Genomic DNA, 19,916 nt, shown 5'->3' with positions numbered 1-19,916 from the left:
GGCGGCACGACATGGAAAGGGGTGCCGGGTGGGAACCTCGCTCCACGAAACCGAGCCCTCGCTCAAGAAAGTCCTCGGCCGGATCGACGTCCTGGCCCTAGGGTTCGGCGCAATGATCGGTTTCGGCTGGGTGGTGCTCACCGGCGACTGGCTGATCAATGCCGGCACGCTCGGCTCGGTGCTGGCCATGCTGACCGGCGGCGTCATTATGGCGGTGGTCGGACTGACCTACGCCGAGCTGTGCGCGGCGATGCCCAAGGCCGGCGGCGAGCACAACTACATCATGCGCGCCATGGGCCCGCGGACGTCCTTCATCGGATCCTGGGCCATCATCGGCGGCTATGTGACCATCGTGGCCTTCGAAGCCGTTGCCCTGCCCCGCACGGTGCAGTACATCTTCCCGGACCTGAGCCAGATTCACCTGTGGACCGTGGCGGGCTTCGATGTGCACCTGACTTGGGCGCTGGTAGGGGCGGTTGCCGCCGTCGTCATCACCTGGATCAACATCCGCGGCGTGAAGGAAGCGGGCGTGGTGCAGACCTTCGTGGTGCTGTTCCTGCTGGCCATCGGGCTGGTGATGATTGCCGGGTCCTTCACCGGAGGGTCCGTGGCCAACATGGAGCCGTGGATCAACAACGGCATGACCGGGTTCTTCGCGGTCCTGGTGGTGGTGCCCTTCCTGTTCATCGGCTTCGACGTTATTCCGCAGTCCGCCGAGGAAGTGAACATCCCCGCCAAGCAGATCGGCAAGCTCGTGGTGGTCTCCGTGGTGCTCGCCACCATCTGGTACCTCATGGTGGTGCTGACCACCTCGTCGGCAATGTCCGCCGGCGACTTGGCGCAGACGGACATTGCGACGGCGGACGCCGTCGGAGCCATGTTCGGATCGGACATCATGGCCAAGATCCTGATTGCCGGCGGCATCGCAGGCATCCTCACCTCGTGGAACTCGCTGCTGATGGGTGCGTCCCGGCTGATGTATTCGCTCGCCCGTTCAGGCATGCTCCCCGCCTGGTTCGGCCGGCTGCATCCGAAGTATCACACCCCGCACAACGCTCTGCTGTTCATCGGGGCTCTGAGTTTCCTCGCGCCGTTCGGCGGCGCGGAGATGCTCGGCTGGCTGGTGGACTCCGGGGCGCCCAGCATCGTGCTGGCCTACACCCTGGTGGCGATTTCATTCCTCATCCTGCGCCGCCGCGAACCGGCCATGGACCGTCCGCTGCGGATCGGCGGACGCGGCAACGGCGGCATCATCATCGGTATTGCCGCCGCCGTCTTCGGCCTGGCCCTGTTCAGCCTCTACATGCCCGGCATGCCGGCGGCGTTGGGGCTTGAGCCTTGGGCGCTGTTCGCTGCGTGGTGGGTGGTCGGCCTGGTCTTCTTCTTCCGGGTGCCGGCGGGCATCAAGGCAGGGCCCGACGCCGAGGAGCACGTCCTTGCCCGGCTTCGGTCCCGCGTGCGGCAGGGCTGATCTGGACGTGCCCTTATCAACGTCCTCAAGATGCTTTCCTTTGCCGGCGGAAATCCGGATCGAATAACTTCACGCAGACAACGATGGGGGACGAATGACAATGAACAGGCTGCTCACCGACGAGGAAGTCTTCGCAGAGCACCGGCGGCTCCTGGCCCGGGGGGAGAAGCGATTCCTTCATCGGACGGAGTTTGGCAATCTGCAGAGTTACGCCTCGGATGAACTCGGGTTCCGACCCGACGGTGCTCCGCCGTCGGATCACCCCACTTCCTGGGTGCGGGGGGTGATCCTCCTCATCATGTATGCCGTATTCATTCTCTTTTTCGCCGGTGTTGGCCTTTTCCCGTCAGACGACTGGATCTTGAGAGTCCTCGCGGCGATTCTCGTGGCGGTGATGCTCGGTTGTTCTTTCCGGCTCGCCGCGGCGACGCGAAAGGAATTCCGGGCCGCGAAAGTGCGGAAGCAGCGCGGGCTTCCGAGGCCCGGCCGCCAGGGTGTGGTTGCCCTGCCGGACGTTGTCGATGGGCGTTTCGGTTTCCGGCACTGACCGGACGTCGCCCGCTGCGCAGGGATCCTCGTCGCCGGGGGCGCGAAGAATCGGTTGCCGTAAATCCGGTGTACAGATAACGGGCTTATGCCGGCCGAATAACCCCGTTATCTGTACACCGGACGAGGCTTAGCCCCGTTATCTGTACAACCGACGCCGCCCGCACGTTCATAGTGCAGTAGATGCTGCCTCTGGACCGGCCAGAGGACGCCAACTGCACTATGAACCGGTCCAACCGCTGAACCGCCACAGAGAAGATCCCATCCAGCGGGGCTGGTGTTCCTGGAACGACAACCGCAGCCACAAGGGTCCCAGAGAGTGTGGGAATCCAGTTGGGCTGGCCCATCGGTGCTGCCTTCTGTACAGCTGATGCGGCCTGGGGCCTCGGCGGACAGCATCAGCTGTACAGAAGGTGAGGCCTATTGGGAAGCCGGCACTCCGAAGGCCCCCACCCCGGCCCACCCGGCCCACTCGAAGGCCCCCACCCCGGTCCACCACTCCCACCCGAAGGCCCCCACCCCGGCCCACTCGAAGGCCCCCACCCCGGTCAGCCCCCCGCCCGCCCGTTGCAAAAACATCACGTTGTACGGGTTTGGAGCTTCTCGGAGCGCTTTGTGAAGCAGGTAACGGTAAGGTTGCTGGGTAGTTTTCGCTCGGACACCAAACTCGGACACCAAACTCCGACACCAAACACGGACACCAAATGCCGGGCGGCGACAAGAAACATACGTAACCAAAGTGAAGAGGTCTTGATGTGTGGGAATTCGTGGCGGACCGGTATCAGCAGATCCTGTTCGCCGGATGGCAGCACTTCAGCCTAGTTGTCCAGTGCCTGATCCTGGCCACGGTCATTGCCGTGGTTGTTGCGGCCCTGGTTTACCGCAATAAGACCCTCAGCGGAGTGGCCAACGGCGTCTCCGCGGTGGGCCTGACGTTGCCGTCCTTCGCCCTGATCGGCCTGCTGATCGCACCCTTCGGGTTCGGTGCCGTGCCGGCCGTGATCGTGGTGGCGTTCTATGCCACCCTGCCCATCCTGCGCAACGCGGTGGTGGGCCTGGCCGGGATTTCCCCGACCGTCGTGGAATCCGCCCGCGGTGTCGGCATGAGCCGGATGCGCACGCTGCTGCGCATCGAACTGCCGCTGGCCTGGCCGGTCATCCTTGCCGGCGTGCGGGTGTCCGCCCAGATGGTGATGGGTATTGCCGCCATCGCGGCTTACGCCCTCGGCCCGGGACTGGGCGGCTTCATCTTCACCGGCCTGTCCCGCCTGGGCGGGGCCAACTCCCTCGAGTCCGTGGTGGTCGGCGTCGTCGGCGTCATCCTGCTGGCCCTGATCCTTGACCTTCTCCTGGTCGGCCTCGGCCGGCTCACAACCCCGCGAGGTATCCGTGTCTGAGACTCTTTCCCCAACCACCGGCGCCAAAGCCACCGCCACCGGCATCCTGCTGGAAGACGTCACCAAGCGCTTCCCCGGGCAGGACAAGCCGGCGGTCGGCGGCCTGACCATGGAGATTCCGCGGGGCAGCATCGTGATGCTGGTTGGCCCGTCGGGCTGCGGCAAGACCACCACGCTGAAGATGATCAACCGGCTCATCGAGCCCACCAGCGGACGGATTATCCTCGACGGCGAAGACGTCACCGGGATCGACGGCGACCAGCTGCGCCGCGGGATCGGCTACGTCATCCAGGCCGGCGGGCTCTTTCCGCACATGACCGTGGCGGCGAACATCGCCGTCGTCCCCAAGATGCTCAACTGGGAAAAGGACCGCATCCAGGCCCGGGTGGACGAACTGCTCGAACTGGTCTCCCTGGATCCGGCCCTGTACCGGAACCGGTACCCGAAGGAGCTGTCCGGCGGGCAGCAGCAGCGCGTGGGGGTGGCCCGCGCGCTGGCCGCCGATCCGCCCGTGCTGCTGATGGATGAACCGTTCGGTGCCGTGGACCCGATCACCCGCCAGCGGCTGCAGGACGAACTGCTTCACATCCAGTCCGAGCTGCACAAGACCATCGTCTGCGTCACCCATGACTTCGACGAAGCGGTGAAGCTGGGGGACTGGATCGCCATCTTCGACGAGGGCGCCCAGCTGGTCCAGTACGACTCCCCGGAACGGATCCTGGCCAACCCGGCCAACGAGTTCGTGGAGAACTTCATCGGCTCCGGCGCGGGCCTGAAGCAGCTCACCCTGACCCGCGTGAACGAGGTGGAGCTGGCGTCCCCGATTACGGCCGTCGTCGGTGACCTTGCCAGTGACACGCTCTCCCGCCTGCAGGGCGCCGGCGAGCAGAACGCCGTGTTGCTGGACGAACGGGAGCGGCCCATCCAGTGGCTCTCCCGTCGCCAGCTCAGCCGCCTGGACCGGCACACGGACGCCGTTGATGCCAAGCTTCCGGTGATCAGCGAGCATTCCACGCTCAATGACGCGCTGGACACCATGCTGGTCTCCAGCACGGGCGCCGCTCTGGTGACGGGTCCGCGGGACCGGTTCCTCGGCCTGGTCACCGTCCAGACCGTGATGGAAGCGATCACGGCAGCGAACGACGCCGCGCAGCAGGGCTCCTCCGGCGCACCGGTGGGCCTCAACAGCGGCGGCATCCGACGCGGCACAGAGACAGACGCGCAGGCGGCGGTGCAGGACGACGCCGGTGCTGCCGCCGGCCAGGGCACCCGATGACCGCCGTTTCGACGGCCGCGCAGGCCCGGACCGAAGCCGAAAGCGGTGCCGGCCCGACATCCTGGCGGCCGCTGCTGCTGCAGCTGGCCGGCATCGCGGTGGCCTTCGGGCTCCTGATGCTCTGGCTGACCACCGCCGAGCTCAGCGTCACCGAGCGCACCACCCTGGCCCCTGCAGCACTGTGGGACTACACCGTCCAGCACCTCCTGCTCACCGGGGTGTCCGCGGTGATCGTGCTGGTGATCGCCATCCCGCTGGGCGTGCTGCTCACCCGCGGACGGATGCGCCGGGTCACCGGACCGATCATGGCGCTGGCCAACATCGGCCAGGCGGCGCCGGCCATCGGGCTGCTGGTGCTGCTGGCCTTCTGGGTCGGGTTCGGCTTCCGGGCTGCCATCGGTGCGCTGGTGGTCTACGCCCTGCTGCCGGTCATGCGGAACACGATGGTGGGCCTGCAGCAGGTGGACCCGCGCATCGTGGAGGCCGGCCGCGGCGTCGGCATGAGCAACGCCCAGGTGCTGTTCCGGGTGGAACTGCCGCTCGCGGTGCCCGTGATGCTCTCCGGCGTCCGGACCGCCCTGGTGCTCCTGGTGGGCACCGCCACCCTGGCCACGTTCGTCAACGGCGGCGGGCTGGGGATCCTCATCACCACCGGCGTGAACCTGAACCTGACCACGGTGCTGGTGGCCGGTGCCCTGCTGGTGGCGCTGCTGGCCCTGGTGGTCGACTGGATCGGGCGCCTGGTCGAGCACGTCGCCCGGCCGAAGGGACTCTAATGAAAAAGCAGCCAAACGCACGCGTCCGCCTCGCTGCTGCAGGAGCCGCCGCCGTCGGCCTGTTGCTTGCAGGCTGCGGACTGCAGCCTGCAGCCTCCTATGTGCCGGAGGCGGACCCCGGGCTGATCCAGCCCGTCGAGGGCCTGCCCGACGACGCGAAACTCACCGTTACCAGCAAGAACTTCACCGAACAGCTCATCCTGGGCAAGATCGCGGTGCTGGCCACCAAGGTAGCCGGCTTCGACGTCACCGACCTGACCAACGTGCCCGGCAGCCAGCCGGCCCGGGAGCTGCTCCTGTCCGGGCAGGCCGGCATGACGTGGGAATACACCGGCACCGGATGGATCGCCTACCTCGGCCAGAGCGAAGGCATCCCGGACAAGCAGGAACAATGGCAGGCCGTGCATGACGCGGACCTTGCCAACGGCGTCACCTGGGGCGATCCGGCGCCGCTGAACAACACCTACGCCATGGCCATCCGCAGCGAAGCGGCCGAGGAACTGGGCGTGGACAGCATCTCCGATATCGCCAACCTGCCGGTGGAGGAGCGCACGTTCTGCCTCGAGGCCGAGTTCAACTCGCGTCCGGACGGCATGAACCCGCTGCTGGAAAAGTACGGCATACCCCGCGGGGCGCCCAACGGCGTGCCGGACGCCAATATCGGCATCTATGACACCGGTGCCGTGTATTCGGCCACCGACGCCGGGGAGTGCAACTTCGGCGAGGTCTTTGCCACGGACGGACGGATCGATTCGCTGGGACTGACCGTGCTCGAGGATGATCTGGCCTACTTCCCCGCCTACAACGCGGCGCCGGTCTTCAATACCGAGGCGCTGGAGGAATATCCGGAGCTGGTAGACATCTTCGCGCAGGTGTCCCCTTTGCTTACGGACGAGGAACTGCGCAAGATGAACCTTGCCGTAGACGTCTACGGCCAGGAGCCCGCCGACGTCGCCTTCGACTGGATGGTCGAGAAGGGCCTGATTACCGCTCCCGAGTGAGGTGGACCCCGTGGACCTTCCAGCCATCCTCGACGCCGGCCACGTCGACGACGCCGCCGGCCTGCTGCACCGCTACTACACGCAGAAACTGACCTCCGGGCATGTGCGGACCGGGGCAAGGTTCGACACGTGGGCCGGCGGGGGAGACTCCCCGGGGTCCGCCAACCGGATCACCGCCGATGACCTGGTTGCCCTGGCCCTGCTCGGCGAGGAAATCAAGGGGCCGGCGGTGGTGGGGCTGCTCGAGACCAAGGCCCCGGAGATCGGCGAGCTGTTGGAACTAATTCCGGTGAACCTGGAGCTGGCGGACGTTACCGGCGTCGAATACGTCCACGTCCTCGGCAAGGACAGCCCGGCATGGCTGCTCTGGGAAGTGTTCCGGGGCTACCGGGGCGGGCAATGGAAGATGGGCCCCATGAAAACCAGCAAGCTGCTGGCCCGCAAGCGGCCGAAACTGATCCCGATCTGGGATTCGATGGTCGCCCGCAGCATCGGAGCGGGTACTTCCCTCACGCAGTGGGAGGAGTGGCATGCGCTGCTCACCGACAATGACCGGGAACTGGCCCGGCGACTCGACGCTGTCCAGGACCGGGCGGCCCTGCCGGTCCGGGTTTCCCGGCTGCGGGCCATGGACGTGGTGCTGTGGATGGACGCCAAGCAGCGCGGTTTCCGGGCGGCGCCGGGCGACGACGACTGAATTGCCGGGCCGGTGGAAGACACCGCCGGCTAGTTCCGGTAGGTGAACACGGTCAGCCCGCCGGTCGCGAAACGGGGGATGTCGGCGTTGGCGGCCTGCCCCTCGGCGGTGGTCAGGGACTCCTGCATGGCCGATTCGTCGTCGAAATCGGCTTCAAACAGTGCAAAATACGGCGGCTGCTCCTCCGCCGACCTCAGCTCCTCGGAAGCCCGCAGCTCGCGGAGGCCGGGAATGTTGCGCACCAGCGGCAGGTGTACGTTGCGGTAGTGCCGGCGGAAGGCAGCCGGGTCCCGCGGCTGCCGGAACAAAACAACGAGGGTGTGCATGCAGAAAAGGTAACGCGGCCGGCGGCAACGGGACAGGGGGTTGGTCCGGCGCCGTTAAGGACAGGTAGTGCCGCGCCGGACTAGAGTCCTCAGTACGCCGGGACGCCATGCCCGCGGACCCGCAACGAAGAGGAACCCTTATGTCACTTTCCACCAGCCCAGCCGCGACGCCGACGCCGGAGCTTCCGGACAGCATGCGCGTCTCGGTCCTGCGCGTCCCGGCCGCGGGGGGTGAAGGTGCCGACGGCCACGCCTCCAACCAGCTCTCCGTCGATGACCGCCCGCTTCCGCAGTTGGCGCCGAACGAGGTGCTGGTCCGGGTGGCCGCCGTCGGTGTCTGCGGCAGCGACGTGCACTACTTCCGGCACGGGCGGATCGGGCAGTTTGTCGTGGAGGAGCCGCTGGTGCTCGGGCACGAAGCGTCCGGGACCATTGCCGCCGTCGGCACCGCCGTGGATCCGGTCCGGATCGGCCAGCGCGTGTCCATCGAGCCGCAGAAACCCTGCCGCCGCTGCGGGCAGTGCAAGCAGGGCCGCTACAACCTGTGCCCGGACATGGCCTTCTATGCCACCCCGCCGGTCGACGGTGCCTTTGCCGAATACGTGGCGATCGAGTCCGATTTCGCCCACGCCGTTCCGGACACCGTCTCGGACGAAGCCGCGGCCCTGATGGAGCCGCTGTCGGTGGGGATCTGGGCCTGCCAAAAGGCCGGCGTCGGGCCCGGACAGCGGGTCCTGATAGCCGGGGCCGGGCCGATCGGCGTGATCATTGCCCAGGTGGCGCGCGCTTTCGGTGCCAGCGCCGTGTACATCAGCGACATCGCGCAGGAACGGCTGGACTTCGCCGCCCGGCACGGAGCCACGCACACCGTGCATGCCTCCCAGCAGGTGGACGGGCTGGGCGTGGATGCGTTCATTGACGCGTCCGGAGCTCCCAGCGCGGTCCGCGCAGGCATCCGGGCGGTGGCTCCGGGCGGCCGGGCCGTGTTGGTAGGCATGGGCGCCGAGGACGTCGAACTGCCGGTCGGCGTCATCCAGAACCGCGAAATCTGGCTCACCGGCGTCTTCCGCTACGCCAACACCTGGCCGACGGCGATCTCGCTGGTGGCAGAGGGCAAGGTGGACCTGGACGTGCTGGTCACCCATGAGTTCGGGCTCGACCAGGTGCGGGAGGCGCTCGACGCCGGGCAGGAATCGGGCGCACTCAAGGCCATGGTCCAGCCCTGGCGCTGACGGACGGTGCCGCGGAGTCCGGCACCGGTCCGCGCGGCGCGGACCGGGAAAAGAAAACTCCGCGGCGCACCTCGACACTAAGTTACTGAGCGGTAATATAGCGGGCATGCACCTCATTCTGCGCACCATCCTGACCCTGTTCCGCGCCCGACGCCGGCCCAAGCTGGGCTTCTTCGAGACCTCCTCAGTGCCCGCGAAGGTCCTGGTCACCGACATCGACTTTGCGATGCACCTGAACAACGGCATGTACTTCTCGATGATGGACCTGGGCCGCTTCGACCTGCTGGTCCGCAGCGGCGTCTGGGACATCATGAAAAAGCGCGGCTGGAACCCGGTGGCGAACAACGAAACCATCAGCTTCCGAAAATCCCTGCAGCTGCACCAGCAGTACAGCATTGAAACCCGGGTCATCGGGTTTGATGAACGGGCCATCTACATTGAGCAGCGCATGGTCGCGGACGGCGAGATCTATGCCAGCGCGGTCATCTGCACCCGTCTGGTATCCAAGAGCGGCCCGGTGAGCAACGAGGAGATCTTCGAGGCCGTGGGTGCCGTCCCGCCGTCGGACCTGGAACTGCCGGAGTGGATCAACGACTGGCGTGCCGCCGTCGCGCTGCCGAGCACCCGCCGCCCCGCTCCGCACACCTGGGCCTAAGCGGTGCTCCGGTCCCGGGCGTTGCCCGGGACCGTTGACACCCCCGGATGCCGGGCCGAACCTAGAAGCAGGGGGGACCTAGGAACGGGGTGCTCGGTGAAGCTGACGGTCAACACTTTTCTGACGTTGAACGGCGTGATGCAGGCTCCGGGCAGCGTGGAGGAAGACCCGTCCGGCGGTTTCACCGGCGGCGGGTGGCTGACTCCGCTTGCTGATCCCGACCTGGAGCAGATTGTCTCCGAGTGGTACGCCATGGCCGATGCACTGCTGCTCGGGCGCAACACGTACGACATGATGCAGCCCTACTGGGAGGCCGCGAACCAACCCGGGGACTTCATTGCCACAGCACTGAACCGACTGCCGAAGTATCTGGTCTCCACCGCAATGCCGTCGGCGCCCTGGCACAACACCCATCTGCTCGAAGGGGAGCTGGTCTCGAGCGTGGAACGGCTGAAGTCCCGGCGCAGCGGCGAACTCCAGGTCCATGGCAGCTATCAGCTGGTGCAGGCGCTGGCGGCGGCCGGGCTGGTGGACGCGTACCGGCTGCTGATTTTCCCGGTGGTGGTGGGCCAGGGCAAGCGGCTCTTCGAAGACATCCGCGAGGCCGCCTCCTACAGCGTCTCCCGGCCGCAGACCACCCGCTCCGGAGCCATCTGCGTCACGCTGCACCCCGCCGCGCTGCCGGCTGAAACGGGGTCCGACGCCGGATCCGGAATGTCCGCCTGACGCCGTTCAGTCAGGCCCAAATAAGGAAGAAGTTTTCCGCTCTGCGATAAAGTGGGGGCAATTCGTGGGGAGGGGCAATCATGGCTGAACGGGCCGCCGGATCCGGCGTGCAGTCAGTGGAACGGGTCTTTGAACTGCTGGAGCTGATTGCCGACGCCGGCGGGGCAGTGACGCTGAGCGAACTTGCCGCCTCCACCTCCCTGCCCCTGCCCACCATCCACCGGCTGCTGCGCACCCTTGTGGGCCGGGGGTATGCCCGGCAGCTGCCCAACCGGCGTTACGCCCTCGGGCCGAAGCTGATCCGGCTCGGGGAAGGCGCCAACCTGCAGCTCGGTGCGCTGGCGATGCCGCAGCTCAAGGGCCTCGCGGACGATCTGGGCGAGACCTCAAACATGGCAGTGCTCGACGCCGACATGGTGGTTTATGTGGCCCAGGTTCCCTCGCGGCATTCCATGCGGATGTTCACGGAAGTCGGCCGCCGGGTGCATACCCATGACACCGGCGTCGGCAAGGCGATCCTGGCGCAGCTGCCGGATGAACAGGTCCGCAGCATCGTGGGCAGGGCGGGCATGCCCACCCCCACCGGTCACAGCCTGGGCAGCGTCGATGCGCTGCTGGCAGATCTGGCAGGCATCCGGGAGCGCGGGTACTCCGTGGACGAGCAGGAACAGGAACTCGGGGTGCGCTGCTTCGCCATGGCTGTCCCCAACGCGCCCACGCCGTCGGCGGTTTCCGTCTCGGGGCCGGTCTCGCGGGTGGATGAAGCCTTCGCGGACCGTGCGGTGCCGCTGCTGCGCGCAGCCGTGGAGCGGATCTCCGCCGAGCTGAACCGCTAGGACATTTCCCGGGAGCCTTTTCGGGCAGCCTTCCCGGGCATGGAAAAGGGCAGGTGCCGCGGCTGCGGTACCTGCCCTTTTCTCAGTGATGCGAGGTGATGCGGTGCTGCCTAACTGTGTGCTGCCCGGACCTTAGTGCTGGTTGCCGCGGCGGGTGCCGGCGATCAGCATGCCGATCGGAACCAGCAGCAGGAGCAGCGGGATGAGTACGGCCAGGATCTTCGGGGAGGTGAAGATTTCGCCCGGGGTCAGCGCCGTGGTGCTGGCCCGCATGGTGTCTGCACCTTCGGAGATCTTGCCGTTGCCGTCTGCCAGGGTCTTGCTGCCTTCGGCCAGTTCGGTGTTGCCGTCGGCCAGCTTCTTCGCGCCATCCTTCAGGTCGCTCGTGCCAGCGGTCAGCGTCTTGCCGCCGTCGTCGAGCTTCACAACACCCTCGTCCAGGGACTCGGTGCCGGTGACCAGGCGGCTGGTGCCGTCGGAGAGGCTGATGGTGCCGTCGTAGATCTTGTAGTTGCCGTCGGCCAGCGTGTAAGCGCCGGTTTCCAGGGTGTCCAGGCCGGTGGCGAGGGTTCCTGCGCCGGTGGCGAGCTTGCCGTTGCCTTCGGCCAGCGTGTACGCGCCGGTCTCGAGGGTCTTCAGGCCGGTGTTCAGCTCGGCGGCACCTCCGGAAAGCGTTCCGGCACCGTCATAGGCCGTCTTGACCCCATTAGCTGCGGTCTGAGCGCCTTCAGAGAGTGCGGGAGCCTTGGTGTTGAGTTCCGTCAGCCCGGCGGAGACGGCTCCGGTGCCGTACAACAGGCCTTGCGCATCGACCTGGGGGGTTCCGTTAGCGGTCAGGTGGTACGGTGTAGGGCCGTCGACGGCGGGGTCATAGCCCGTGATTCCGTTATCGAGACCCGCTACCAGCCATTCGAGTCCTTCGAGTTTGTCAGCTGCCTGAGTAAAGGCTCCGCTTGCAATTGGGTCAAGAGCGTACAGCTTGGCGAGCCCGCGGAGCTGTTCGACACCCTTGGACGTTGCACCGGGCTGGTAGGAAACCAGGTCATTACGAATGTTCGTGTACGCGGTATTCCCGTCCTTGCCCGGAGTCGCGTGGATAGCGTTCCACATCTTGAGAGCTCCGCCGTTGACACTCTCCGCACCGGGAGCGAGCTGTCCGATGCCGGCTACGGCCTCTTTGGACTTGTCAGCGAGGAGCTGAGACCCGCTCACCAGCGGCTCCATCCCCGTGTGCAGATCGTTCGCACCGGTGGCCAGCCTGTCGGAGCCCTCACGCGCCGTCGTCGCACCGGCAGCCAGCGTGTTGGCGCCGTCGGCAGCGCTGTAGGCGCCGGCGGTCAGCGTGCCCGCACCCGTACGGGCGTTGGTGGCACCGGCAGCAAGCTTGTTGGCACCTTCGTTGGCGGCCTCGGCGCCGGTGAGGAGCTTGACGGCTCCTTCATCCAGCGTGGTGGCGCCTTCCTTGAGGGTGGTCACGCCGGCCTTGGCGGAGCCGATGCCCTTGGCCAGGGTGTTGGCGCCCGCGTCAACCTTTTCGGTACCTTCCGAGAGGTCCTTGGCGCCGGTCTGCGCCTTCTCGGCGCCGGCCTTCAGGTCTCCTGCGCCGGTGGAGGCGCGCTCGGCGCCGTCGCTCAGCTCCGTTGCGCCGCTGGCAACCTTGCCCGTAAAGAGCACGAAGAAGGCGAGGAGGAGGACCAGGAACAACGCCAAAAGTACGGTTAAAAGTGTGTGTGGGCGGCTGGAGGCGCGCCCGGACGTGGAACTCGTCATTGAATATCCTTCTTCTGCTTCTTACGATTCGAGACTGACTAAGCGGCGAGCGGCAAGGACGCAGCCTCCGCGGATGCAAGGTGACCGGGCCCGTCGCTACGTTGAGACGTAATCAGCCAAGACCAGTGTGATGTCTGTTACATCTAAGCTACCCGCGGGTAACAAAGCAAGGCTTTTTCGAAATTAGTTACCGATGAGTAGGTTGCGCGGTATGTTTTGCTGCGCTAGTGGTACTCAGCGTGTCGAATCCATGTAACCCAGCTCACACCGGGCATCGTTGAGTGCAGACAGGATCGGCGCGAGATAAGGGAGTCTGTATGAGCTGGCTGGACCGCGACCGCACAATCGCCCCGCCCGGGTTCAATCGATGGCTGATTCCGCCGGCTGCGCTGGCCGTACACCTGTGCATCGGACAGGTCTACGCCACCAGCGTCTACAAGACGGCGCTCGTGGAATACTTCGGCGCCAGCCTCACCCAGATCGGCATCATCTTCTCCATCGCCATCGTGATGCTCGGGCTCTCCGCCGCCGTGATGGGCACTTGGGTGGATGCCAACGGACCCCGCAAGGCCATGTTCGTTTCGGCCATGTTCTGGGTAAGCGGCTTCCTCATTGGTGCCTTGGGCATCTTCACCGGGCAGCTCTGGCTGCTGTACCTCGGCTACGGCTTCATCGGCGGCATCGGCCTGGGCATTGGCTACATTTCCCCGGTCTCCACCCTGATCAAATGGTTCCCCGACCGGCCCGGCCTCGCCACGGGCATGGCCATCATGGGCTTCGGCGGCGGTGCGCTGATCGCCAGCCCGCTCTCCTCGGCACTGCTCACCTTCTTTGACCCTGAATCCGGCACCCCCGGATGGGTGGCCAGCGGCGACGCCGTGGGCAAGCTGTTCCTCACCCTGGGCGCCCTCTACCTGGTGTACATGCTCTACGGCGCCTGGAGCATCCGGGTGCCGGCAGCGGACTGGAAGCCCGAGGGCTTTGACCCCTCCACCGTCGCCTCCAAGTCCCTGGTCACCACCAACCACGTCTCGGCCGCCAACGCCATCAAGACCCGACAGTTCTGGCTGGTCTGGATTGTGCTCTTCTGCAACGTCACCGCAGGCATCGGCATCCTGGAACAGGCAGCGCCCATGATCCAGGACTTCTTCCGCCAGCCCGACGGCGCCTCGCTGGTGACGGCCGCCGTCGCCGGCGGTTTTGTCGGCCTGCTCTCGATCGGCAACATGGGCGGGCGCTTTGTCTGGTCCGCCACCTCCGACCTGATCGGCCGCAAGCGCATCTACATGATCTACCTCGGTGCCGGAGCTGTCCTGTACGCCCTGCTGTCCTTCTTCGGAGACACGTCCACCATCCTCTACGTGGCCCTGGCGTTCGTGATCCTGTCCTTCTACGGCGGCGGGTTTGCCACGGTTCCCGCCTACCTGCGGGACCTCTTCGGCACGTTCCAGGTCGGTGCCATCCATGGCCGGCTCCTCACGGCCTGGTCCGCTGCCGGCATTGCCGGTCCGCTGATCGTCAACTCCTTCCTGGATGCCCAGGGCACCCCGGGGGAGCTGACCGCGGCGGCGTACTATCCGGCGCTGCTGACCATGGTGGGACTGCTGGTGGTTGGCTTCATCGCCAACCTGCTGGTGACGCCGGTTGCGTCCCGCTACCATGAACCCGCGAAATCCGAGCCGGCGGCCCCGGCCCAGACCGCCACCCAGGACGGAGAACGCTGATGACCAAGGCAAAGTTGACGGTGAGCTGGCTGCTGGTGGGGGTCCCCCTGGCCTACGGGGTGTTCCAGACCCTGACCCGGGCCGCGGCGCTCTTCGGCTGACCGAGGTACCGCGGATCACGGGTATGGGGCAGGACATGGCCGGCAGTTGGAATGAGGTTCGGATCCTGCCGCCGGAAGCGCGGCCGGACGCCCATACCCAGCTGCCGTTCACGGGCTGGTTCCTCATGATGGGATGGGCGGCGAGGGCGCAGCACACCTACCGCCATCCCGGCACACTCTATGAAACCCTGCCCACCCAGGAGCTGTTTGCCCCCGAGGACGAGGAATGGGTCTACCAAATGACCAATGACTATCTGGCGCTGGTCGGCGTTCCGCCTGTCCCGCGCGGATACGTCTGGTTCCTGGCCCGGCCTGCAGGGATCACCTCGGATGAAGCCCTGTGGCGGCGGCTGAACGAAAAGATCGATGAGGTGGGAGGTATACCCCACTTCGACGGCCCCGCCTACGTCACGGGGGCCTATCCGGTCATCGCGGAGGCGGTGCGGCGGCTCTACTGACGGGGCTTCGAAACCTTGGCGTCCTTCGAGTCCATCACCTGGTCCATGACCAGGGAATAGAGCACCGCTGCCATTGCCATGACGGGACGGGGCCGGGCCACTCGGCGTCGGACCAGCCACGCTTCGACAGCCTCATCCAGTACGAGGCTCAGTGCCGTGATTCCGCTGACGGCTGCGCCCATCAGCACAGCCAGACCCGTCAGCGCAATTCCCGGCATCCGCGTCTGGGGCCCGGCTGCACGCACGTAGGAAGGGGTGGTTGCGGAATCACCCCCGGCCCCGACCGTGAACGGGGTGACGAGGTCAACCGTTCCGGCGGCGGCCAGCTCCGTCCCTTTTCGCATGCCCCTGCTGAGGGCCACGACGCCGATGGCGCCCACGGCTGCGCCCGGTACAAGAACATAGGCGCGGCGCAGTCCCGGGGACCAGTCGGCCGGCCGTGACAGGGTAAAACCGCCGACGGCAGCGGCAATCGTGAGTGACAGCGGAAGATTCTTCATGGCCCACACGGTACCTGCCGCCGGAGGGGCTGTGGAACCGGGAACGCGGTGCAACGATTGAAGTGCAAAATCCATCCATCGCGCCGCTGCCGGTGCGGAGAGCAGGAGTATGCCATGAAGGCCCTTCAATACCGCGCCATCGGCCAGCCGCCCGAAGTGGTGGAGATTGATACCCCCGAACCCGGCCCCGGGCAGGTCCGCCTGAAGGTCACCGCCGCCGGGGTCTGCCACTCGGACGAATTCATCATGAGCCTCCCGGAGGAGGAGTACATCTACGGTCTGCCCCTGACGCTGGGGCACGAGGGTGCCGGCGTGGTGGACCGGGTGGGCGACGGCGTGCAGTACATCGAGGAGGGCACGTCCATGGCCGTCTACGGGCCGTGGGGCTGCGGGATTTGCTACGAGTGCTCCAGCGGCCGGGAGAACTACTGCCGCAACGCCGCGAAGTTCGGCATTGTCCCGCCCGGGCTCGGCGCACCCGGGGCCATGGCCGAATACCTGATTGTGGACAGCCCACGCCATCTGCTTCCCCTCGGGGACCTGGATCCGGTGCAGAATGTGTCCCTGACCGACGCCGGGCTCACCCCGTACCACGCGATCAAAGGCTCCCTGGAGAAGCTGCCCTCCGGTGCCACCGCCGTCGTCATCGGAGTGGGCGGGCTGGGGCACGTGGCCGTACAGATCCTGCGCGCCATGACCGCAGCCACCGTGGTGGCGCTGGACATCGACGAGGCGAAACTGAACCTCGCCACCGACGTTGGCGCGCACTACACCTTCCCGTCCGAGCCGGGCGCAGCGGACCTGGTCCGGGACCTGACCGGCGGCAGGGGAGTGGACGCCGTCTTTGACTTCGTGACCAACCAGGCCACCCTGGACCTGGGCCAGGCGATGGTGGGATCGCAGGGCGACCAGGTGCTGGTGGGGGTCGGCTCGGGCACCGTGTCGGTGGGCCTGGCTGCCACAGCCGCCTGGGAAACCTCCATCCGTGCCCCGTACTGGGGTTCGCGGTCGGAGCTGTTCGAGGTGCTGGACCTGGCCCGGGGCGAAGGCATCAACGTGCATACCGAGGTCTTCAGCCTGGACGAGGCCCCGGCGGCCTACGAGAAGCTGAAGAACAACCAGCTGATCGGCCGCGCCGTCGTCGTGCCGTAACTCCGGCGCGGAAGCTACAGCGGCGCGGAAGCTACAGCGCCGCCGGGAGTTACAGCGGCGCCGGTGCCAGCCCGGCGAACCCGGCGGCGGACCGCAGCAGCTGCGGCACGCCGGCCTCCAGTGACGGGGCGAATATCCGGTCATTGGGGCGCTCGCCCTTGAGCCAGCGGGTATAAATGGCCTCGCAGAAGATCGATGCCTTCCACAGGGCCAGGGCCTGGTACCAGGGCAGCGCGGCCAGATCCAGGTCCATCCGCTGCCGGTACGCCTCAATGACGTCCTCCCGGGTGTAATAGCCCGGGTTGCGGGTCACTCCGGTGAGCTCCAGCGGCGTAGCGACGCTGCCCGGCTCGGAGTAGGTGGCGGTGAGGTAGCCCAGATCGGCCAGCGGATCGCCGATGGCGGACATTTCCCAGTCCAGGACGGCAATCACCCGGGCGGGGGACTGCGGGGCGAACATCAGGTTCCCGGGCCGGTAATCTCCGTGCAGCACCGAGGCGGCCTGGCTGTCCGGCACGTTGTCCGCCAGCCAGCTGCCGATCCGGGCCACCTCGGGAAGGTTGCGCATGGTGTTGACCTCCCACAGCCCGGAGAACCGCGCCACCTGCCGCTGCAGGTACCCCTCCGGCTTGCCGAAGGAGGCCAGGTCCCCGCTGCTGACATCCACGGAATGGATGCGGACCAGGGCGTCGACGACGGCGGCGCTGGTGGCCCGGCGGTCCTCCATGGCGGACAGCGCGGTCGGGATGGTGTTGGTGATGACCAGTCCGTCGAGGAAGCCCATCACGTAGAACGGCACCCCGAGCACCGACTCGTCTTCGCAGAGGGCCAGGATTTCCGGCACCGGCACACCCTGCACGCGCAGCAGCTGCTGGATCCGGGCTTCGCGGACCATGTCATGCGTGGAGCGGGGCAGCGGCGGGCGGGGGCCGCGCCGCAGCACAAAGTCATCATTCCCGCGCCGGATCCGGTAGGTGATGTTGGACTGCCCGTCCCCGATCTGCGCCCAGGACAGCGGCCCCGAACCCAGTCCGTGTGCGTCGAAGAACGCCGTCACTTCATCCAGGATCAGCAGCGGAGGGGAGGCCAAGGCCTCGGCCTGGGAACGGGTGGCTACAACTTCGGTGCCGTCGGCAATGGTGTGCATGGGGTTCAGGCTTTCGCTTCGGCGGGGAATCCGGCGTCGTCCGCGGACGCCGGGCGGGACACATCGGCAAGATCCTGAGCGCCGCGCTCCGTTTCCCGGCGGCGGCCGGCGGAAGCGCGGCGGGCAATGGCCCACTTGTGCGTCTCGTTGGAGCCGTCATAGATGCGGAAGGCGCGGACCTCGTTGAGGTAGGAGGCCAGCGGCAGCCGGTCGGTGACGCCGTCGCCCCCGCACAGCTGCAGGCTCCGGTCGATCACCCGGTACACCGCCTCCGAGGTATGGGCCTTGGCCACCGAGGACAGCGCCGAACCCGCCTTGGCATCGGTTTCCAGCAGGGCGGCGGTCTTGGTGATGATGGCGTCGGAAGTCTCAATATCGATGACGGACTGCGCGATCATTTCCTGGGCCAGGCCGAGTTCGTTCATCACCGAGCCGAAGATCTCCCGCCGGTTGGTGCGGTCCAACGCGATGTCCAGGGACCGCCGGGCCAGGCCGAGCCAGCGCATGCAGTGGGTCAGCCGGGCCGGACCGAGCCGGACCTGGGCGTACCGGAAGCCTTCCCCGGGTGCGCCAAGCACGGCGGCGTCCGGAACAAACACGTCCTCGAAGTGCACGTGCGGATGCCCGCCGCCGATCGCCCGGTCCATGGTGTGCAGCTGCTCGCCGATCCGCACTCCGGGGGCGTCCATGTCCACCAGGAGCATGGTGGCACCGGCGGGCGCACCGTCCACCGCGTCGGTGCGCACCATGGCAATGCAGAACGTGGCGTTGTTGGCGCCGCTGGTGAAGCGCTTGTGCCCGTTGATCAGCCAACCGCCGTCCACCTTCGCGGCGCTGCTGCGCAGGGCGGCGGGGTCCGATCCGGCGCCCGGGTGCGGCTCGGTCATGCCGAAGCAGGAGCGGGCCTCGCCGGAGACCAGCGGGGCGAGGTAGCGGCGCTTCTGCTCCTCGCTGCCGATCAGGTGCAGCATGTGCATATTCCCCTCATCCGGGGCCATGCAGTTCAGTACCGAGGGGCCGATCAGCGAATAGCCGGCCTCCTGGAAGACGGGGGACCAGTACGCCAGCGGCACCCCCTGCCCGCCGTACTCGCGCGGTGCGTGCGGGGCGAAGACCCCGGCGGCCTTCGCGGCGGCACGCAGTTCCTCCAGCAGCGCCTCCGGAACGACGGCGCCCGGCCGCGGTTCTGCGGGCATTACCGTGCCGCGGATGAACTCGCGGGTGCGCAGGCGGAGGTCTTCGATTTCCGGAGGCAGGGAAACAGTGCTCATGAGTGGTCCTTAGGGGATGCGGTGGGAGCGGTCAGGCCGAGCCGCCGGCCACGAGCAGGCCGCCGTCGAGGTTGATGATCTGCCCGGTGATCCAGGCGGCGTCGTCGGAAGCCAGGAAGGCGGCCGCGCCGGCGACGTCCTCCGGGGTGCCGAGCCGCTTCAGCGGGTAGGTGGAGCTGACTTTCTCTTCGCGGCCCTCATACAGGGCGCGCGCAAACTGGGTCTTGACGACGGCGGGCGCCAGCGCGTTCACGCGCACCGTGGGGGCCAGCTCGACGGCGAGGGTGCGGGTGAGCTGTTCCACGGCGGCCTTGCTGATGCCGTAGAAGCCGATGCCGGCGGCCGGGGTCTGCGCCGAGACCGAGGAAAGGTTCAGCACCGATCCGCCGCGGCCGAGGAAATCCAGTGCCTCGTGCGCGCAGACGGCGGAAACCCAGGCGAGGGTGCCCAGCACGTTGACGTCCAGGATCCGGCGGGCGGCCTCCGGGTCCAGCTTGCTCAGGGGGCCGTACACGGGGTTCACGCCGGCGTTGTTGACGAGAATGTCCAGCCGGCCCCAGGTCTCGGCCACGGTGTCCAGCACCTCGGCGCGGTGGTCCGGATCATCGGACTTGCCGGCTATCGCCAGGACGCTGCCTTCGGGGAACTCTGCGGCGGCTTCCTTCAGCGGTCCGATGTTGCGGGCAGTGATGCAGACCTTCGCCCCTTCGGCCGCCAGGCGGTGTGCGATCGCCAGCCCGATACCGCGGCTGGCCCCGGTGACAACGGCTGTTTTGCCCTCGAGGCGCCGCCCGCCTGCAGACTGCTCCGGTTCGGTCATGTGCTCCGCCAACTTCCGTCTCCAACCACTACCG

The 19,916-nt window shown here is 67.0% G+C and carries 20 protein-coding genes; 14 read left to right on the top strand and 6 right to left on the bottom strand.

The window, feature by feature from the left end; all coding sequences use genetic code 11:
• Window positions 1-28: 28 nt before the first annotated feature.
• The 7 genes from NNX35_RS03660 to NNX35_RS03630 all read left to right on the top strand — a co-directional run bounded on the left by NNX35_RS03660 (window position 29) and on the right by NNX35_RS03630 (window position 7,164).
• Window positions 29-1,471 (top strand): amino acid permease, encoded by a 1,443-nt coding sequence (locus tag NNX35_RS03660; RefSeq protein WP_255867004.1) that lies wholly within the window; start codon window positions 29-31, stop codon window positions 1,469-1,471.
• Window positions 1,472-1,571: 100 nt separating this feature from the next.
• Window positions 1,572-2,018 (top strand): hypothetical protein, encoded by a 447-nt coding sequence (locus tag NNX35_RS03655; protein ID WP_255765163.1) that lies wholly within the window; start codon window positions 1,572-1,574, stop codon window positions 2,016-2,018.
• A 754-nt stretch (window positions 2,019-2,772) separates the two neighbouring features.
• Entirely contained in the window at window positions 2,773-3,414 is a 642-nt protein-coding gene (locus tag NNX35_RS03650; protein ID WP_255867003.1) for an ABC transporter permease, read from the top strand.
• Entirely contained in the window at window positions 3,407-4,690 is a 1,284-nt protein-coding gene (locus NNX35_RS03645; RefSeq protein WP_255867002.1) for an ATP-binding cassette domain-containing protein, read from the top strand. The genes NNX35_RS03650 and NNX35_RS03645 overlap by 8 nt, the downstream gene beginning before the upstream one ends.
• Window positions 4,687-5,466, top strand: coding sequence for an ABC transporter permease (locus tag NNX35_RS03640; protein ID WP_370646940.1), 780 nt, complete (start codon window positions 4,687-4,689; stop codon window positions 5,464-5,466). The genes NNX35_RS03645 and NNX35_RS03640 overlap by 4 nt, the downstream gene beginning before the upstream one ends.
• The gene (locus NNX35_RS03635) at window positions 5,466-6,467 is read left to right on the top strand and encodes a glycine betaine ABC transporter substrate-binding protein (RefSeq protein ID WP_255867001.1); all 1,002 of its coding nucleotides are present in this window, start codon (window positions 5,466-5,468) and stop codon (window positions 6,465-6,467) included. Before NNX35_RS03640 ends, NNX35_RS03635 begins: the two co-directional genes overlap by 1 nt.
• A 10-nt stretch (window positions 6,468-6,477) precedes the next feature.
• Window positions 6,478-7,164 (top strand): DUF6308 family protein, encoded by a 687-nt coding sequence (locus NNX35_RS03630; RefSeq protein ID WP_255867000.1) that lies wholly within the window; start codon window positions 6,478-6,480, stop codon window positions 7,162-7,164.
• Window positions 7,165-7,193: 29 nt separating this feature from the next.
• Here NNX35_RS03630 and NNX35_RS03625 read toward each other — a convergent pair whose 3' ends face one another.
• Complete coding sequence (locus tag NNX35_RS03625) at window positions 7,194-7,490, bottom strand: EthD family reductase (protein WP_229950574.1); 297 nt, start codon at window positions 7,488-7,490, stop codon at window positions 7,194-7,196.
• Window positions 7,491-7,630: 140 nt separating this feature from the next.
• On the opposite strand from NNX35_RS03625, the gene NNX35_RS03620 reads away from it, so the two are divergent.
• From NNX35_RS03620 to NNX35_RS03605, 4 genes are all read left to right on the top strand, one after another.
• On the top strand, window positions 7,631-8,722 hold the full coding sequence (locus NNX35_RS03620) for an NAD(P)-dependent alcohol dehydrogenase (RefSeq protein WP_255866999.1): 1,092 nt from the start codon (window positions 7,631-7,633) through the stop codon (window positions 8,720-8,722).
• Between the two features lie 106 nt (window positions 8,723-8,828).
• Window positions 8,829-9,377 (top strand): thioesterase family protein, encoded by a 549-nt coding sequence (locus NNX35_RS03615; RefSeq protein WP_255866998.1) that lies wholly within the window; start codon window positions 8,829-8,831, stop codon window positions 9,375-9,377.
• A 96-nt stretch (window positions 9,378-9,473) separates the two neighbouring features.
• The gene (locus NNX35_RS03610) at window positions 9,474-10,103 is read left to right on the top strand and encodes a dihydrofolate reductase family protein (protein WP_255765157.1); all 630 of its coding nucleotides are present in this window, start codon (window positions 9,474-9,476) and stop codon (window positions 10,101-10,103) included.
• Between the two features lie 80 nt (window positions 10,104-10,183).
• Window positions 10,184-10,939, top strand: a complete 756-nt coding sequence (locus tag NNX35_RS03605; RefSeq protein WP_255765156.1) for an IclR family transcriptional regulator — start codon at window positions 10,184-10,186, stop codon at window positions 10,937-10,939.
• A 132-nt stretch (window positions 10,940-11,071) separates the two neighbouring features.
• Here NNX35_RS03605 and NNX35_RS03600 read toward each other — a convergent pair whose 3' ends face one another.
• The gene (locus NNX35_RS03600) at window positions 11,072-12,709 is read right to left on the bottom strand and encodes a hypothetical protein (RefSeq protein ID WP_255866996.1); all 1,638 of its coding nucleotides are present in this window, start codon (window positions 12,707-12,709) and stop codon (window positions 11,072-11,074) included.
• A gap of 317 nt (window positions 12,710-13,026) precedes the next feature.
• Here NNX35_RS03600 and NNX35_RS03595 point away from each other — a divergent pair, with 317 nt between their 5' ends.
• Together NNX35_RS03595 and NNX35_RS03590 are read left to right on the top strand one after the other, a co-directional pair.
• Window positions 13,027-14,433 carry an OFA family MFS transporter gene (locus NNX35_RS03595; RefSeq protein ID WP_255866995.1) on the top strand — a complete coding sequence of 469 codons (1,407 nt, stop codon included), beginning with the start codon at window positions 13,027-13,029 and terminating at the stop codon, window positions 14,431-14,433.
• 124 nt (window positions 14,434-14,557) lie between these two features.
• Entirely contained in the window at window positions 14,558-14,992 is a 435-nt protein-coding gene (locus NNX35_RS03590) for a DUF5956 family protein (RefSeq protein WP_255866994.1), read from the top strand.
• On the opposite strand, the gene NNX35_RS03585 is transcribed toward NNX35_RS03590, so the two are convergent.
• The gene (locus NNX35_RS03585; protein ID WP_255866993.1) at window positions 14,986-15,492 is read right to left on the bottom strand and encodes a hypothetical protein; all 507 of its coding nucleotides are present in this window, start codon (window positions 15,490-15,492) and stop codon (window positions 14,986-14,988) included. The two genes, NNX35_RS03590 and NNX35_RS03585, sit on opposite strands and share 7 nt — an antisense overlap.
• Window positions 15,493-15,606: 114 nt before the next feature.
• Here NNX35_RS03585 and NNX35_RS03580 point away from each other — a divergent pair, with 114 nt between their 5' ends.
• Window positions 15,607-16,644, top strand: a complete 1,038-nt coding sequence (locus NNX35_RS03580) for an NAD(P)-dependent alcohol dehydrogenase (protein ID WP_227919338.1) — start codon at window positions 15,607-15,609, stop codon at window positions 16,642-16,644.
• Window positions 16,645-16,693: 49 nt separating this feature from the next.
• Here NNX35_RS03580 and NNX35_RS03575 read toward each other — a convergent pair whose 3' ends face one another.
• Genes NNX35_RS03575 through NNX35_RS03565 form a run of 3 tightly spaced genes read right to left on the bottom strand, consistent with a single transcriptional unit; the run spans window position 16,694 to window position 19,882 of the window.
• On the bottom strand, window positions 16,694-17,791 hold the full coding sequence (locus tag NNX35_RS03575) for a phosphotransferase family protein (protein WP_255866992.1): 1,098 nt from the start codon (window positions 17,789-17,791) through the stop codon (window positions 16,694-16,696).
• A 5-nt stretch (window positions 17,792-17,796) separates the two neighbouring features.
• Complete coding sequence (locus NNX35_RS03570; protein WP_255866991.1) at window positions 17,797-19,062, bottom strand: acyl-CoA dehydrogenase family protein; 1,266 nt, start codon at window positions 19,060-19,062, stop codon at window positions 17,797-17,799.
• Window positions 19,063-19,093: 31 nt separating this feature from the next.
• Window positions 19,094-19,882: an SDR family oxidoreductase gene (locus NNX35_RS03565; RefSeq protein WP_255866990.1), complete on the bottom strand. Its 789-nt coding sequence runs from the start codon at window positions 19,880-19,882 to the stop codon at window positions 19,094-19,096.
• Window positions 19,883-19,916 lie beyond the last annotated feature (34 nt).

This window comes from Arthrobacter sp. zg-Y844, assembly GCF_024385465.1.
Taxonomy (GTDB): Bacteria; Actinomycetota; Actinomycetes; order Actinomycetales; family Micrococcaceae; genus Arthrobacter_B.
The sequence above is the reverse complement of the archived record's forward strand: the minus strand, read 5'-3'. Positions and strand labels throughout refer to the sequence as shown.